Source organism: Nonomuraea sp. NPDC050786, from assembly GCF_040654115.1.
In the GTDB taxonomy this organism is placed as follows: Bacteria; Actinomycetota; Actinomycetes; order Streptosporangiales; family Streptosporangiaceae; genus Nonomuraea.
The window spans coordinates 281,388-296,545 of record NZ_JBFAHJ010000002.1 but is presented as its reverse complement, the minus strand read 5'-3'; the positions used below and the strand labels follow the sequence as shown (position 1 = coordinate 296,545).

At 71.3% G+C, this 15,158-nt stretch carries 17 protein-coding genes; 14 read left to right on the top strand and 3 right to left on the bottom strand.

The features are described from left to right. Positions 1-20: 20 nt before the first annotated feature. Genes AB0H84_RS05725 through AB0H84_RS05710 form a run of 4 tightly spaced genes read left to right on the top strand, consistent with a single transcriptional unit; the run spans position 21 to position 3,642 of the window. Positions 21-887 (top strand): MoxR family ATPase, encoded by an 867-nt coding sequence (locus tag AB0H84_RS05725; protein ID WP_357598643.1) that lies wholly within the window; start codon positions 21-23, stop codon positions 885-887. Continuing rightward, entirely contained in the window at positions 880-1,962 is a 1,083-nt protein-coding gene (locus tag AB0H84_RS05720; protein ID WP_357598640.1) for a VWA domain-containing protein, read from the top strand. The genes AB0H84_RS05725 and AB0H84_RS05720 overlap by 8 nt, the downstream gene beginning before the upstream one ends. Then, the gene (locus AB0H84_RS05715; protein WP_357598637.1) at positions 1,955-3,049 is read left to right on the top strand and encodes an XdhC/CoxI family protein; all 1,095 of its coding nucleotides are present in this window, start codon (positions 1,955-1,957) and stop codon (positions 3,047-3,049) included. The genes AB0H84_RS05720 and AB0H84_RS05715 overlap by 8 nt, the downstream gene beginning before the upstream one ends. A 26-nt stretch (positions 3,050-3,075) precedes the next feature. Continuing rightward, on the top strand, positions 3,076-3,642 hold the full coding sequence (locus AB0H84_RS05710) for a nucleotidyltransferase family protein (protein WP_357598634.1): 567 nt from the start codon (positions 3,076-3,078) through the stop codon (positions 3,640-3,642). Here AB0H84_RS05710 and AB0H84_RS05705 read toward each other — a convergent pair. Further along, positions 3,628-4,515 (bottom strand): endonuclease/exonuclease/phosphatase family protein, encoded by an 888-nt coding sequence (locus AB0H84_RS05705; protein WP_357598631.1) that lies wholly within the window; start codon positions 4,513-4,515, stop codon positions 3,628-3,630. The two genes, AB0H84_RS05710 and AB0H84_RS05705, sit on opposite strands and share 15 nt — an antisense overlap. Positions 4,516-4,609: 94 nt before the next feature. On the opposite strand from AB0H84_RS05705, the gene AB0H84_RS05700 reads away from it, so the two are divergent. Then, positions 4,610-5,650 carry an LLM class F420-dependent oxidoreductase gene (locus AB0H84_RS05700; protein WP_357598628.1) on the top strand — a complete coding sequence of 347 codons (1,041 nt, stop codon included), beginning with the start codon at positions 4,610-4,612 and terminating at the stop codon, positions 5,648-5,650. A 226-nt stretch (positions 5,651-5,876) separates the two neighbouring features. Further along, positions 5,877-7,160, top strand: coding sequence for a dicarboxylate/amino acid:cation symporter (locus AB0H84_RS05695; RefSeq protein WP_357598625.1), 1,284 nt, complete (start codon positions 5,877-5,879; stop codon positions 7,158-7,160). 27 nt (positions 7,161-7,187) lie between these two features. Here AB0H84_RS05695 and AB0H84_RS05690 read toward each other — a convergent pair whose 3' ends face one another. Then, on the bottom strand, positions 7,188-7,397 hold the full coding sequence (locus AB0H84_RS05690; RefSeq protein WP_357598623.1) for a helix-turn-helix transcriptional regulator: 210 nt from the start codon (positions 7,395-7,397) through the stop codon (positions 7,188-7,190). Further along, on the bottom strand, positions 7,397-8,002 hold the full coding sequence (locus tag AB0H84_RS05685; RefSeq protein ID WP_357598620.1) for a DUF2975 domain-containing protein: 606 nt from the start codon (positions 8,000-8,002) through the stop codon (positions 7,397-7,399). The genes AB0H84_RS05690 and AB0H84_RS05685 overlap by 1 nt, the downstream gene beginning before the upstream one ends. Positions 8,003-8,128: 126 nt before the next feature. Here AB0H84_RS05685 and AB0H84_RS05680 point away from each other — a divergent pair, with 126 nt between their 5' ends. From AB0H84_RS05680 to AB0H84_RS05645, 8 genes are all read left to right on the top strand, one after another. After that, positions 8,129-9,655, top strand: coding sequence for a serine/threonine-protein kinase (locus tag AB0H84_RS05680; RefSeq protein WP_357598617.1), 1,527 nt, complete (start codon positions 8,129-8,131; stop codon positions 9,653-9,655). Positions 9,656-9,721: 66 nt separating this feature from the next. Further along, positions 9,722-10,759, top strand: coding sequence for a Xaa-Pro peptidase family protein (locus tag AB0H84_RS05675; protein WP_357598614.1), 1,038 nt, complete (start codon positions 9,722-9,724; stop codon positions 10,757-10,759). Between the two features lie 26 nt (positions 10,760-10,785). After that, entirely contained in the window at positions 10,786-11,346 is a 561-nt protein-coding gene (efp, locus tag AB0H84_RS05670; RefSeq protein ID WP_357598611.1) for an elongation factor P, read from the top strand. Position 11,347: 1 nt separating this feature from the next. Continuing rightward, positions 11,348-11,758 (top strand): transcription antitermination factor NusB, encoded by a 411-nt coding sequence (gene nusB, locus AB0H84_RS05665; protein ID WP_080041071.1) that lies wholly within the window; start codon positions 11,348-11,350, stop codon positions 11,756-11,758. Between the two features lie 189 nt (positions 11,759-11,947). Then, positions 11,948-12,286, top strand: a complete 339-nt coding sequence (locus AB0H84_RS05660; RefSeq protein WP_357598609.1) for an MmcQ/YjbR family DNA-binding protein — start codon at positions 11,948-11,950, stop codon at positions 12,284-12,286. A 189-nt stretch (positions 12,287-12,475) separates the two neighbouring features. Continuing rightward, on the top strand, positions 12,476-13,228 hold the full coding sequence (locus tag AB0H84_RS05655; protein WP_357598606.1) for a methyltransferase domain-containing protein: 753 nt from the start codon (positions 12,476-12,478) through the stop codon (positions 13,226-13,228). Between the two features lie 26 nt (positions 13,229-13,254). Then, a complete protein-coding gene (dinB, locus tag AB0H84_RS05650) occupies positions 13,255-14,496 on the top strand; it encodes a DNA polymerase IV (RefSeq protein WP_357598603.1) in 1,242 nt (413 codons plus the stop codon). Between the two features lie 229 nt (positions 14,497-14,725). Further along, positions 14,726-15,130, top strand: a complete 405-nt coding sequence (locus AB0H84_RS05645) for a DUF3040 domain-containing protein (protein ID WP_357598601.1) — start codon at positions 14,726-14,728, stop codon at positions 15,128-15,130. Positions 15,131-15,158: the final 28 nt, after the last annotated feature.

Sequence of the window (15,158 nt, the reverse complement as noted above, 5' to 3'; positions counted from 1 at the left end):
TGCGGCCGACAATCAGGGCAATGGACATCGAGTCGCCAGACAAGCTCGTCGAGCTGCTCGACCGGCACGCCTACCTGGCCGACGAGGGGCTGGCCACGGCCGTCTTCCTGGCGCTGAAGATGGGCCGCCCGCTCTTCCTCGAGGGCGAGGCGGGGGTCGGCAAGACTGAGCTGGCCAAGACGCTCGCCACGCTGCTCGACGCGCCGCTCATCAGGCTCCAGTGCTACGAGGGGCTGGACGCCGCCCAGGCCCTGTACGACTGGGACTTCGCCCGCCAGCTCCTCCACCTCAAAGCGGCCGAGGCCGCCGGGATCACCGATGTGGGCCGGCTGGAGGGCGAGATCTACGATCGCAGGTTCCTGATCGCCCGCCCCCTGCTGAAGGCCGTCGAGACGCAGCCGAGCGTGCTGCTGGTGGACGAGATCGACCGGGCCGACGACGAGTTCGAGGCGTTCCTGCTCGAGGTGCTCTCCGACTTCACGATCTCGATCCCCGAGCTCGGCACGGTCAGGGCCACCACGCCGCCCGTGGTCGTGGTGACCTCCAACAGGACGCGCGAGGTGCACGACGCGCTCAAGCGGCGCTGCCTCTACCACTGGCTGGAGCACCCGAGCTTCGAGCGCGAGGTCGCCATCCTGCTGCGGCGGCTGCCCGGCTGCACCGAGACGCTGGCCGCCCAGGTGGCGCGGGCGGCCGAGCGGCTGCGGCAGGCGGACCTGGTCAAGCCGCCCGGCGTGGCCGAGACGCTCGACTGGACCGAGGCACTGCTGACGCTGGGCGCCAAGGAGCTCGATCCCGGGCTGGCCGCGGCCACCCTGGGGGCGGCGCTGAAGTATCGCGAGGACGTCGCGAGCGTGCTCGGCAACGGGCTGCTCTCCCATGGATGAGCTGGTCGCCACCGTGACCGGGTTCGCCAGGACGCTCCGGGCGGCCGGGGTCGGGGCCGATCACGAGCGGACGCGGAACATGCTCAGCGCGCTCGACCACCTCGACGTGGCCGACCCGGGCGAGGTCTACTGGGCCGGGCGGCTCACACTCTGCGCCACCCCCGACGACCTGCCCCGGTACGACCGGTGCTTCGCCGCGTACTTCGGCGGCCGGAAGGCGGCCGTGCTCATCCAGGGCGCCCGTACGGGCACGACCAGCGTCACCAGGCACCTGGCGGCCGAGCCGGAAGGGGAGGGTGGCGACGACGGCACGGCGGCGCCCGCGACGGCGAGCCGGGCCGAGGTGCTGCGGCAGCGCGACGTGGCCCGGCTGACCGAGGCCGAGCGGGCCGAGGTGCACAGGATGCTGGCCATGCTGAGGACCGGGCGGGCCCGGCGGCTCTCGCGCCGCTTCGAGGGCGCGCGCCGGGGCGTGCTCGACCCGCGCCGCACCATCCGCGACGCGCTCAGGAAGGGCGACGTCGCCAGGCTCCGGCACAAGAGGCACACCACCCGCCCGCGCGCGGTCGTGCTGTTCGTGGACGTCAGCGGCTCGATGGCCCCGTACGCCGAGACCCTGCTGCGCTTCGCCCACGCGCTGGTCAGGAGCGAGCCCAGGGCCACCAGGGTCTACTCGGTCGGCACCAGGCTCACCCCGATCACCGCCGAGCTGCGCCACCGCGACCCCGGCACCGCGCTGAACGAGGTCTCCAAGGCCATCCCCGACTGGAGCGGCGGCACCCGGCTGGGGGAGGAACTCCGGGAATACCTGTCCCGTTACAGCGCGAGAGGGGCGATAGCCGTGATCGCCTCGGACGGGTGGGAACGCGGCGATCCCGAGCTCCTGGGAGCGCAGATGGCCAGGCTGGCCAGGCAGGCGCACCGGGTCATCTGGGTCAACCCGCACAAGGGGTATGCGGACTACCAGCCGCTCACCGGTGGCATGCGCGCCGCCCTCCCGCACATCGACGACCTGGTGGCCGGGCACAGTCTGGCCGCCTTCGAGCAACTCAGCGAAAGGCTGGCCCATGCGTGACGTGCTGCCGGAGATCATGAAGTGGTGGCGGTCCGGTCTCAGGTTCGGGCTGGCGACCGTGGTGAGCACGTTCAGCAGCGCGCCCAGGCCGCCGGGCGCGGCCATGGCGGTGCGCGGTGACGAGGTGGTCGGCAGCGTGTCCGGCGGGTGCGTCGAGGGCGCCGTGTTCGAGCTGGCCGCCGAGATCGACCGGCCACTCCTGCAGCGGTACGGGGTGAGCGACGACGACGCGTTCGCCGTCGGGCTCACCTGCGGCGGCATCATCGACATCCTGGTCGAGCCCGTCTCGATCGAGACGTTCCCCGAGCTGGGGGAGATCTCGGCGTCCGTGGAGGCGCACCAGCCGGTCGCGGTGGCCACCATCGTCTCCGGCCCCGGCCAGGTCGGCGCCCGCCGGGTCGTCTGGCCGGACCGCTTCTCCGGCACCCTCGGCCTCGAGCGCCTCGACGAGGCCGTGGACGACGACGCGCGCGGCATGCTCGCCCAGGGGCTGACCGGCATCAGGCGCTACGGCAGCCAGGGCGAGCGGCGCCTGGACGACCTGGCGGTGTTCGTCCAGGCGTTCGCGCCGCCGCCGCGCATGCTGGTCTTCGGGGCCATCGACTTCGCGGCGGCCGTGGCCAAGGTGGGCAAGTTCCTCGGCTACCACGTCACCGTCTGCGACGCCCGCCCGGTCTTCGCCACTCCCAAGCGCTTCCCCGACGCCGACGAGGTCGTGGTCAAGTGGCCCCACGACTACCTGTCCTCGGTGCAGGTGGACGAGCGCACGGTGATCTGCGTGCTCACCCATGACCCCAAGTTCGACGTGCCGCTGCTGGAGGTGGCGCTGCGGACGAAGGCCGGGTACGTGGGCGCGATGGGCTCGCGGCGCACCCACGACGACCGGCTGGCCCGGCTGCGCGAGTGCGGGCTCACCGAGGCCGAGCTGGCCGGGCTGCGCTCGCCGATCGGGCTCGACCTCGGCGCGCGCACCCCGGAGGAGACCGCCGTGTCGATCGCCGCCGAGCTGATCCAGCTCCGCTGGGGCGGCTCGGGGCGGCCGCTGTCCAGCACGCGGGGGCGCATCCACCACGGGGCGGCCCTGTGAAGAGCGGCCCGATGAAGAGTGGCCCAATGAAGAGTGGCAGGGTGGCGGGGCTGCTGCTGGCCGCGGGCCAGGGCGCCCGGCTGGGCACGCCCAAGGCGCTGGTCGAGTACGCGGGTGAGCGGCTGGTCGACCGGGGCGTCCGGCTGCTGGAGGCGGGCGGCTGCCACCCCGTCGTGGTCGTGCTCGGCGCGGCCACCGTGCAGGTGCGCGGCGCGGTGACCGTGCGCAACCCCGACTGGGCCACCGGCATGGGCTCGTCCCTGCGGGTCGGGCTGGCCGCGCTGCCGGAGGAGGCGGAGTCCGTGGTGGTCGCCCTGGTGGACCAGCCGCTCATCCGCCCGGGAGCGGTACGCGCCCTGATCGGCTCGGGCGCCGGCCTGGCGGTCGCCATCTATGGAGGCAGGCGCAGGAACCCGGTGCTGATCGCCCGCGAGCACTTCGCCGGGGTGGCGGAGCTGGCCGTCGGGGACGTCGGGGCCCGGCCGTTCATGAAGGCCCATCCCGAGCTGGTCACCGAGGTGCCGTGCGACGAGCACGGGGACCCGGCCGACATCGACACGCCGGGGGACCTGCGGCTGCTAGAGCCGCAGTGAGGCGACGGCGGCCCGGTGGTCGCTGCCGGTGGCCGGGGCGACGCCCGCCTTGGTCGCCGTCATGCCCTTGAACAGGATGTGGTCGGGCCGCGTGATGGGGAACTCCGACGGCCAGGTGAACCCGAACCCGTCGCCCGCCACGGTCTGCGCGTCGGTCAGCGGCGGCGTCAGCCCCCGCATGCCCCGGTCGGTGGTGGCGGTGTTGAGGTCGCCGAGCAGCAGGATGCGCTTGCTGGGGTCGGCGTCGATGAGCTCGCGCGCGTGCGCGAGCGAGGCGTCGCGCGAGGTGGTGGCCCCCGGCCGGGCCGAGGCCAGGTGCATGACGTAGACGGTCACCTTGCCCTTGGGGGTGGTGACCACCGCGCGCAGGGCCCGCGGCCAGCCCAGGCCGACGTCGAGGGGCTTGGTGTCGCTGATCGGATAGCGGCTCCACAGGCCGACCGTGCTGACCGGGTAGTGGTACTTGAACATCTTGTTGAGCTGCTTGGCCGCCGGCCCGCCGCTGGTCAGCTCCTGGGCGGCCAGCAGGTCGAGATCCTGGGCGATCACGCGCACGGCCTCCCCGGAGGCGTTGTTGGTCACGCCCACGTTGACCGTGCCGACGGCCAGGTCGCTCGGGCCGCCCGGCGGCGTGCGGAAGAGCGTGGAGCCGAACATCACCGCCCACACCACCCCCGGCAGCAGCGCCGCGAGGGCGGCGGCCCTGGAACGTGCCACCGCGGCGGCCATGAGCAGCAACGGGACGGCCCACCCCAGCCAGGGCAGCAGGCTCTCCATGACGGGGGTGAAGCCGCCGAGCGCCGGAATCAGCCGATGCCCCGCCAGGGCCAGGGCGACCACGGCGCTCACGACGATGACGAGCCGACTCAGCACCTGATCCAGGCTAGTGGCTCACTACCCGGCATGCCGACGCGATAGCCTTGTCGCGTCGCAACGGAATATCATTCGGTTTCAGCGGGAGCCCGGCATGCGCATCGGAATGGCACTCACGTACTCGGGCGGCTTCAAGGAGGCGGTGGCCGAGCTGGCCGACTACGAGAGGGCCGGGCTCGACATCGTGTTCGTGGCCGAGGCGTACTCGTTCGACGCCGTCAGCCAGATGGGCTACATCGCCGCCAGGACCGAGCGGCTGGAGATCGCCTCGGGCATCCTGCCGATCTACTCCCGCACGCCGACGCTCCTGGCCATGACCGCCGCGGGCATGGACTACGTCTCCGACGGGCGTTTCACGCTCGGCATCGGCGCCTCCGGGCCGCAGGTGATCGAGGGGTTCCACGGGGTGCCGTACGCCGCGCCGCTCGGGCGTACCAGGGAGATCATCGAGATCTGCCGTAAGGTGTGGCGGCGCGAGCGCCTGGAGCACGACGGCCGGCACTACACGCTGCCGCTCCCGCCCGAGCAGGGGACGGGCCTGGGCAAGCCGCTCAAGCTCATCAACCATCCGGTACGGCCCCGCATCCCCATCGTGGTCGCCGCCATCGGTCCCAAGAACGTCGAGCTGACCGCCGAGCTCGCCGAGGGCTGGGAGCCGATCTTCTACGTCCCCGAGAAGGCCGCCGACGTGTGGGGTCCGTCGCTGGCCGCCGGCAAGGCCAGGCGTGATCCGGAGCTGGGCGAGCTGGACGTGATCGCGCAGGCGTTCCTGGCGATCGGCGACGACGTGGCCGGGCTGCTGGAGTTCGGGCGGCCGATGGCGGCCCTCTACATCGGCGGCATGGGCGCCAAGGGCCGCAACTTCTACAACGACCTGGCCAGGCGCTACGGCTACGAGAAGGAGGCCGAGCAGATCCAGGACCTCTACCTCGAGGGCAAGAAGGACGAGGCGGCCGCCCTGGTGCCCGGCGAGCTGCTGGAGAAGATGTCGCTGATCGGCAGCGAGGGGTTCGTGCGCGACCGCGTGCAGGCGCTGAAGGAGTCGGGGGTGACCACGCTCAACGTGACCCCGCTCGGCAGGACGCACGAGGACCGGGTGCGGCTGATCGAGAAGATCAAGGAAATTGTGAGGTAAGTCTACTTCGTTTATGGGGAATATCTCCGGTCATGTGGGTGTTCCAGCGGCTCGTGAGGTTCTCTCTGGTGTCCGTCTGGCTGGTCGAGCGGCTGCACGTTGATCTGTGCCGGCTGCGCGGATCTCTCTGTCGCTGACCGACACGCCCTCGAACGTCCCCCTCCCTTTGGTGTGCCCGCACTGTGCTCTGCTGCCGCATGCCGTGATTTTCCGGAGTTCCCCACCCATGAAGAGATTCTCCTTCTCCCTGCAGTTGCTGGTCGGCCTGGTGGCCGGCATCGCGCTGGGCTTCGTCGCCAAGATCTGGGACGTGGCCTGGCTCGCCGAGACGCTGACGAAGGCCGGCCAGATCTTCGTCCAGCTGCTCAAGCTGGCCGTCCCGCCCCTGGTCTTCACCGCCGTGCTGGTCAGCGTGGCCAACCTGCGCAACGTCAACGGCGCGGCCAGGCTCGCGACCAAGACGCTGCTGTGGTTCCTCATCACCGCGTTCATCTCGGTGGCGTTCGCGATCGGGCTCGGCCTGATCATCAACCCCGGCCAGGGCGTCACCCTCGACACCGGCGCGGCCAAGGCCGTGGACACCGAGGGCGCGGGCACCTGGCTCGACTTCGTCACCGGCATCCTCCCCACGAACATCGTCACGTCCTTCACCGAGGTGAACGTCCTCCAGATCGTCTTCCTGGGCATCGTGCTCGGCGCGGCGGCCCTGGCGGTCGGTGAGAAGGCCGAGCCGTTCCTGAACCTCTCCCGTTCCGTCCTGGAGCTGGTCCAGAAGGCGCTGTGGTGGGTCATCCGCCTGGCCCCCATCGGCACGGCGGGCCTGATCGGCAAGGCCGTGTCCACCTATGGGTGGGAGCTGCTGGCGCCGCTGGCCAAGCTCAGCCTCGGGGTATACGCCGGCTGCCTCATCGTGCTGCTGGCCGTCTACCCGACGCTGCTGGCGGTGTGGGGCAAGGTCAACCCCGTCCAGTTCTTCCGCAACGCCTGGCCCGCGATCGAGCTGGCGTTCGTCTCCCGCTCCTCGGTCGGCACGCTGCCGCTGACGCAGCGGGTCACCATCGAGCGCAACGGCGTGGACCGCGACTACGCCTCCTTCGCCGTGCCGTTCGGCGCCACCACCAAGATGGACGGCTGCGCCTCCGTCTACCCGGCGCTGGCCGCGATCTTCGTGGCCCAGGTGTTCGGCGTCCACCTCGGCGTGGGCGACTACCTGCTCATCGCGTTCGTGTCGGTGGTCGGCGCGGCCGCCACGGCCGGTCTGACGGGCGCGATCGTCATGCTGACGCTCACGCTCAGCACGCTCGGGCTGCCCCTGGAGGGCGTCGGCCTGCTCCTGGCCATCGACCCGATCCTGGACATGATCCGCACCGCCACCAACGTCACCGGGCAGATGGTGGTGCCCGTCCTGGTGGCCCGCTCGGAGGGCCGTCTGGACGAGGCCGTCTTCAACGCGCCGCCCTCGTCGCTCGACAGCGCTCCTTCGAGGGCCGCGCAGCCCGCGGCGGCCTGATCGCCGCCGGGCGGCCTGCTCGCCTGCTCATTCGTACGTGAGCAGGTCGCCCGGCTGGCAGCCGAGCGCGTCACACAGACGGCTCAGCGTGGAGAACCGGATCGCCTTGGCGTGGCCGTTCTTCAGGATCGACAGGTTGACCACGGTGATCTCCACGCGGTGCGACAGCTCGGTGAGCGTCATGCCCCGCTCCTGGAGCAGCTCGTCGAGCCGGACCCTGATGACGCGCTCACCCATCAGATGGTGGCCTCGACCTCGTCGAGCAGGGCCAGGCCCCGCCGTACGATCTCCGACACGCCCAGAGCGGCGAACCCGGCCACGACGCTCCCGAGCAGCGCGCTCGACGGCAGGTAGAAGGGGTGGCTCTCGGTCAGCAGCATGGAGGAGAGTATGGCCTCTGCGATCATGCCGAGCACGGCCGACACGGCCGAGCCCGCGATCAGGATCCAGCCCAGCCGGCGCAGATGCCCGGTCGTGACGGCGGAGAACAGCGCCCGGTCGCCCGACCTCGCCCTGTGCAGCGCGCGTACGAGCGTGAGCAGACAGAGCAGCCACGTCGCCGTGCCGGGACCCCACAGCAGCAGGTAGAGCAGGGCGGCGAGCGGTGCGGCGCCCTCCGGGCGGACCACCACCTCGGCGGTCGCGTCGCTGACTGTGGCGCCGGCCGCCGCCATTCCCTCGACCGGCACATCGAACACGCGCAGCGGGATGCCCACCCCCACCGGCGTGCCGAAGAAGGCCATCACGGCGGTCATGGCGAGGCCGGCCAGGGCGGCCAGGCAGCCCAGGACGAGCCCGATGCTCAGCAGGATCTCGAGTCGGATCAGCCATCGTGTTGTCATAACGATAATCGTAAATAACGAAATTCGTTATGTCGAGCCCTGCTGTGGACCGGATGAGGGGGCGGTGGAGGCTGTGGGGCCCTATGGTTGGTCGGAAATCCTGATGTTCGAGTAATTGGCGGGGATATGTCCGACGCGACGGAGCGCGCGCCGTCCTTGGTCGCTGACCGGTACCGGCTTGACGAGCGCATCAGCAGCGGGCCGATGGGCGAAGTCTGGCGGGGGTACGACACGCGGGCCGACTGGGTCGTGGCCGTGAAGATGCTCGGCGCCAGGGCGGCCGGGTCCGCCACGCGTGAGGTGCTCAGGCAGCACGCCCAGGCCGTGGCCAGGGTGATCCATCCGAACGTGGCCATGGTGCTGGACGTCGGCGAGCACGAGGGCGCGCCGTTCCTGGTGATGGAGTTCCTGACGGGGCTCAGCCTCGGCGAGGAGCTGGCCGCGCGGGGTCCCCTGGGGATCGTCGAGGTGTGCGACCTGGTCGGGCAGGCGGCCGCCGGGCTCGACGCCGCGCACCGGGCAGGGGTCGTGCACGGCCAGGTCGGCCCGGACAGCTTCCGGTCGGCCGGGAGCGGGGTGCTCAAGGTCGTCGGGTTCGGCATGGACGACCGGGTGCCGCCGTCCAGCCGGTACGTGGCGCCCGAGCGGATCGCGGGCCAGGAGGCGACGGCCTCCGGGGACCTGTACGCGCTCGGATGCGTCTGCTACGAGCTGCTCTGCGGGCGTCCGCCTTTCGGTGACGCGGCCGGCGATGACGGCGGGGCGGACTCCGGCGGGGGCAGGGGTGAGCCCGTGCCGCCCAGTGCGTTCCGGGCCGAGGTGCCGGCGGAACTGGACCGGCTCGTGCTGGCCATGATCGCTGAGGAGCCCGCCAAGCGGCCCGCCGGCGGCGAGGCGATCAGGCGCGCGCTGGCGGGCATCGCCCGGCCGCGCTCCAACCCGGCCGCACCGCCCATGCCCGTGACCGGCGCCTCCCTGCGCGACGGCGGCCTGCCGCCTGACGGGCAGGAGGCAACCGAGGTCTTCCAGGCCGTGGAGCAGGGCGGCGGCCCGCGGGCCGGTGACACTGCCGTCTACCAGGCGGGCGAGCTCGAACCCGGGCCCGGCCCCAACCGCAAGCTCCTCCTCCAGCTCGGCGCCGCCGTGGCGATCATCGCGGTGGTGACCGTGGTCATGGTGATGTGGGCGGGCGCGCGCAAGGAGGAGCCGGTCGCCGTGCCCACTCCGAGCGCCGCTCCCTCCACGTTCACGCCGCCCACCGAGACGCCGGCCGAGACGCCCACCCCCGATCCGTCGCCCGGCCTGGTGACCACCCTGGGGCCGGAGCCGACCGAGCTGCGTGAGACGGCCGCTCCCAAGGCCACCCTGGGCGACGCGCTCCCGCCGGGCGGGTGGGGCAAGTGGCTGTCGGAGTTCGACCAGGCCCTGATGGCCCAGCAGGCGATGGGCGGGATCAACCCCGAGGTCGCGGGCAAGGCCCGGGAGAAGATCAGGAAGGTGGCCAGGAAGTTCGACGAGGGTCACATCGACCCGGCCATCAAGCAGATCGCCGGTGTCTACCACGACCTGGAGCGGGCTCAGCAGAAGGGCGACATGGAAAGGTCCGGGCCGGCGGCGGACGTCCTGCGGGACTGGCGGCTCCCCGGCGGCTGACCGGCCGCCGCTCTGGGGCGAGGCGGGCGATAGTGACGTGAGGGCAGGAACACGTACATTGGCGCCATGACCTTCGACTACGTGGCGCGGCGCGCGCGCCTCGCCGAGCTGCTGCCCGCGCGTGGGGTCGACGCCCTGCTCGTCACCTCACCGGTGAACGTGCGCTACCTCACCGGGCTGGCCAGCTCGAACGCGGCCGTCCTGGTCAGGGCCGACGGCACGGCGCTGCTGGCCACCGACAACCGCTACATCGAGGCGGCCCGCGCGCTGGACGTCCCGTCGGTCGAGGCGTACGACGTGGCGGAGCAGCTCGCCGAGCCGGGCGTCGGCATCGAGGCGGCGTGGATGAGCGTGGCCACGTACCGGCGCCTCGACAAGGGGCTGGTGCCGCTGGAGCCGGTCGTGGAGCTGCTGCGGGCGGTCAAGGACGACGGCGAGCTGGAGCTCCTCCGTACGGCCTGCCAGATCACGGACCAGGCGTTCGCCGACGTCTCCGTGAAGATCGCCCCGGGGATCACCGAACGCGACCTCGCCCGCCTCCTCGACAACCGCATGACGGAGCTCGGGGCCGACAAGCCCGCGTTCGACACGATCGTGGCCGCCGGTGAGAACGGCGCGATCCCGCACCACGCGCCGACCGGCAGGCAGTTGCGCGCCGGCGATCTGGTCACCATGGACTTCGGCGCCCGCTACCAGGGCTACCACGCCGACATGACCAGGACGGTCTGCCTGGGCGCGCCCGCCGCCTGGCAGCGCGAGATCTACGACCTGGTCGCCGAGGCGCAAAGGGCGGGCCGGCACGCGCTCGCCCCCGGCGCGGGGGCCAAAGAGGTGGATGCCGCGGCCCGTACCGTCATCGAGGACGCGGGCCACGGAGAGCACTTCCGGCACGGCCTGGGACACGGCGTCGGCCTGGAGATCCACGAGGAGCCGTTCCTCGGCCCTTCGCGGACCGGTAGACTAGAGGATCGAGTTCCGATCACCGTCGAGCCTGGGGTCTACCTCCCGGGCCGGGGCGGGGTTCGCATCGAGGACACCCTGGTGACACGTGAGGGCGGGCCGGAACTTTTCACGAAGACGACAAAGGAGCTGCTCGTCCTTTAGAGCGGCCGCACGCGGGAGAAGAACGAGTGGCGACGACCAACGACCTCAAGAACGGCATGGTGCTGAAGCTCGACGGCGGTGAGCTGTGGGCCGTTGTGGAGTTCCAGCACGTCAAGCCGGGCAAGGGCGGCGCGTTCGTGCGCACCAAGCTCAAGAACGTCCTGTCGGGCAAGGTCGTCGACAAGACCTTCAACGCCGGGGTGAAGGTCGATGTGGCCAACGTCGACAAGCGCGAGATGCAGTACTCGTACAAGGACGGCGACGACTTCGTGTTCATGGACACCGAGACCTACGACATGGTCAACGTGCCCAGCGGCACGGTCGGCACCGCCGCCAACTACATGCTGGAGAACACGCTGGCCACGATCGCGTTCAACGAGGGCGCGGCCCTCTACGTCGACCTGCCCGCCGCGGTCGAGCTGACCATCGCCAACACCGAGCCCGGCCTGCAGGGCGACCGCTCCACCGGCGGCACCAAGCCCGCCACGCTGGAGACCGGCGCCGAGATCAAGGTCCCGCTCTTCATCACCACGGGCGAGAAGGTCAAGGTCGACACCCGCAGCGGCGAATACCTCGGCCGGGCCTGAGGTGTCGGCACGCGGCAAAGCACGCCGGCGGGCGCTTGACATCCTCTTCGAGGCCGAGCTGCGCGGCGAGGATCCGCTGAAGATCCTCGCCGAACGCGTCGAGCGGCAGGAGCCCCCGGTGAACGAGTACACCTCGACCATCGTCGAGGGCGTCGCCCGGCACCACGCGCGCATCGACGAGCTGATCACCACGTACGCCGAGGGCTGGACCCTCGACCGGATGCCCGCCGTCGACCGCAATCTGCTGCGCGGCGGCACGTACGAGCTGCTGTGGATGCCCGGCGTGCCCGAGGGCGTCGTGATCAGCGAGTGGGTGCACCTGGCGGGGGAGCTGTCCACCGACGAGTCGCCGCAGTTCGTCAACGGGCTGCTGGCCCGCTTCAAGCAGCTCAAGCCAAGCCTCACCCTTTAGACACCGTCAGGAGCGCGTGTTCGGGGTACGGTTCGAACCACGTCGGCCTGCACGGCTGCGCATGAGACGCGGTCGGGCGCTCCGTCGGCGAGGGCCTGGCCGCCGGGCGCGGGAGCGGGCGGACAAGTGGCGCGTCACCAGCCGCGACGCGCCCCTTTCCGCCCTTCCCGCGGTGCGTATCGTAGGGGCATGGTGACCGAGGACGACGTGCGCCGGCTCGCGCTGGCGCTGCCCGAGGCCCTTGAGAAGACCATGTACGGCACGCCCGCCTTCTACGTGCGCGGCAAATGGTTCGCCCGGATCAGGGACGAGGGCGACGTGCTGGTGCTGCCGGTGGGCTCCGAGGAGGAGAAGGCCGGGCTGGTCGCGGCCGAACCTGGCACGTTCTTCACGACGCCGCACTACGACGGCTCCGCCACGGTGCTGGTGCGGTTCGGGGCGGTGGACGCCGAGGAGCTGGGTGAGCTGTTGACGGACGCGTGGCGGCTGCGGGCCCCGACGCGGCTGGCGGCCGCTTTCGACGCCTGACCCCCGCGCCCTCCAACCCTCGATGGGTGGAGGGTTCGGCCGGGCGCGGGTGTGGGCAGGCAGGAAGCAGGGGACCGGCGTACCGCGTAGGCTGGGCCCCGTCCGCGAAGAAGCAGTTCGCGGGGTGCGCGTTTCGCGACGGCCAGGCGCCGGGCCTCCGTCGCGAGGGGAGAGGGAGGCGAGCCGACGTTGCGTGCTGAAGGCGCCACGAGGACCCCGGCGGTGCGGACCGCCGTCGTCTGGGACGCGTTGCGGTCCGTGCTGACCGAGCGGGCGGCGGCGACCGGTCGCGATGCGCTCGACATCGTCGACGCAGGGGGCGGCACCGGGGGATTCGCCGTGCCGCTGGCCGCGCTCGGCCACACCGTCACCGTCGTCGATCCGAGCCCCGACTCGCTGGCCGCGCTCGAGCGCCGCGCCAAGGAGAAGGGCGTGGGCGTACGCGCCCTGCAGGGCGACGCCGACGGCCTGGGCGAGCTGCTCAGCCGCGACAGCGCCGACCTGGTCCTGTGCCACAGCGTGCTCGAATACGTCGAAGACCCGATCAGCGCGCTGACCGCCGTCGCCGGCGTGCTGCGCAGGGGCGGCGCCGTGAGCGTGCTGGCCGCCAACCCCGTCGCCAGCGCCATCCACCGGGCGCTCGCCGGCCAGTTCGACGAGGCGCGGGCCGTGCTGGGCGATCCCGAGGGCACGTGGGGCGACCGCGATCCCACGCCGCGGCGCTTCGCCGCGCAGGCGCTCGCCGAGCTGCTGAGCGCCACCGGGTTCTCCGTGGGCGCCGTCCACGGCGTCCGGGTCTTCGCCGACCTGGTGCCGAGCAGGCTCGTCGACGGCGAGCCCGGCGCGGCCGAGGCGCTCGTCGCGCTCGAACAGGCCGCCGCCACCCACCCCGTGCTGAGGGACATCGCCACACAGCTGCACGTGCTCGGTCATAGGCTTTAGAACGTCTGTTCGGATAGAATCGACGCGTGTCCCGCAAGCAGATCACCGGCATCGGCCCCGCTCCGCGTACCGGGGCCGATGACAGCGGCTGCCCGATCCTCCATGTCGACATGGACGCCTTCTTCGCCAGCGTCGAGCTGCTCGACCGCCCGGAGCTGCGCGGCCGCCCGGTGATCGTGGGCTCGCCCGCCGGGCGTGGCGTCGTGCTCAGCGCCACGTACGAGGCCAGGGCCCACGGCGTGCACTCCGCGATGCCGATGAGCAGGGCGCGCAGGCTCTGCCCGCAGGCCACGGTCATCCCGCCCAGTCACGGCAAATACTCCGAGGTCTCCAAGGGCGTCATGGAGATCTTCCACGCGATCACCCCGCTGGTGGAGCCCATCGCGTCCGACGAGGCCTTCCTCGACGTCGGGGGCGCCAGGCGCAGGCTCGGCCCGCCCGCCGCCATCGCCGCCATGATCAGGGAGCAGGTCCTCGAACGCTACGGCATCACGTGCTCGGTCGGCGTGGCGAGCAGCAAGTTCGTGGCGAAGCTGGCCTCCAAGCAGTGCAAGCCCGACGGGCTCCTGGTGGTGCCCGCCGACCAGGTCGTGGACTTCCTCCACCCGCTGCCCGTGTCGGCGCTGTGGGGCGTCGGCGAGCGCACCGAGCAGTCCCTCGTGCGCCTCGGCATCCGCACCGTCGGCGACCTGGCCAGAGTGCCGCCCGCCACCCTCCAGCGCGAGCTCGGCCAGGCCGTGGGCGGCCACCTGGCGGCGCTGGCGTGGGGCCGCGACGAGCGGCCGGTGAGCGCCCACGTGCCCGACAAGAGCATCGGCAACGAGGAGACGTTCGCGGTCGACGTGGACGATCCCGAGGTGATCAAGCGGGAGTTGCTGCGCCTTTCCGAGAGGGTGGCCGCCAGGATGCGTAAGGGCGGCCACGTGGGAAGGACTGTAAGTGTGAAGCTACGTCGAGCCGACTTCACCACGATCAACCGCTCGCGCACGCTGCGCGAGCCGACCGACGTGGCTCAGGTGATATACGTCACAGCCTGCGAGCTGTTCGAGGCGGCTGGCCTCCAGCGCGTACGGCTGCGCCTGGTCGGGGTCCGGATGGAGAACCTCCGGCCGGCGGGGGAGGCCACCCGGCAGCTCAGCCTCGGGGAGCGGGAGACCGGCTGGCGCGAGGCCGAGCAGGCGATGGACCGCGCGATCCGGAGATTCGGGCCCGATGCGGTGGTCCCGGCATCGCTCGTACGTGGCAAGCTTGATGAAGCAGAGACATGACGCCGATGTCCGGATTTGCTGGGGGCTTAAGTGTGGCGATTTTGGGGGAAAGGGGGCGAGATGGGTCACAATGGAGCCATGACGACACCTCCGGTTTGGTCTGCGTTGGACGTTTGCTTTCGCCTACGTCTACAGCCTCGTATTCTGGGGATAACCGACCGCGAGGTTCGGACACCCCGTGTCGTCCGTTGCCGTCTTCCCCGTCCTGGGGCCGTCCTTGGGAGGCGCCGTGCCGCTCTCTGAGCACGAGCAGCGCTTGCTCGACCAGATCGAGCAGGCCCTCTACGCCGAGGACCCGAAGTGGGCCAACACCGTAAGGATCAGTGACCCGCGCACCCATTACAAGCGTCGCCTGATCAGGGCCTCCATCGGCTTTGCTCTCGGCGTCGTCGTCATGATGGTCGGCGTGGTGATAAGTGGCAGTGCGCTGATCCCGCTCGGCGTCGGCGGTTTCGTGGTCATGCTCGCCGCGTGTCTGTGGGGCCTGTCCAGTTGGAAACGCATGAATGGGTTCGGTGACTCCCCTCCCTCCTCCGGCACGGGCACCCCGTCGGGCAAGCAGGCCCGCCGTAACCGGGGCACCTTCATGGAGCGCATGGAAGAGCGCTGGCGCCGTCGCCACGACGACCGCTGACCGCTGACCGCTGATCCGGCCGAGCCGC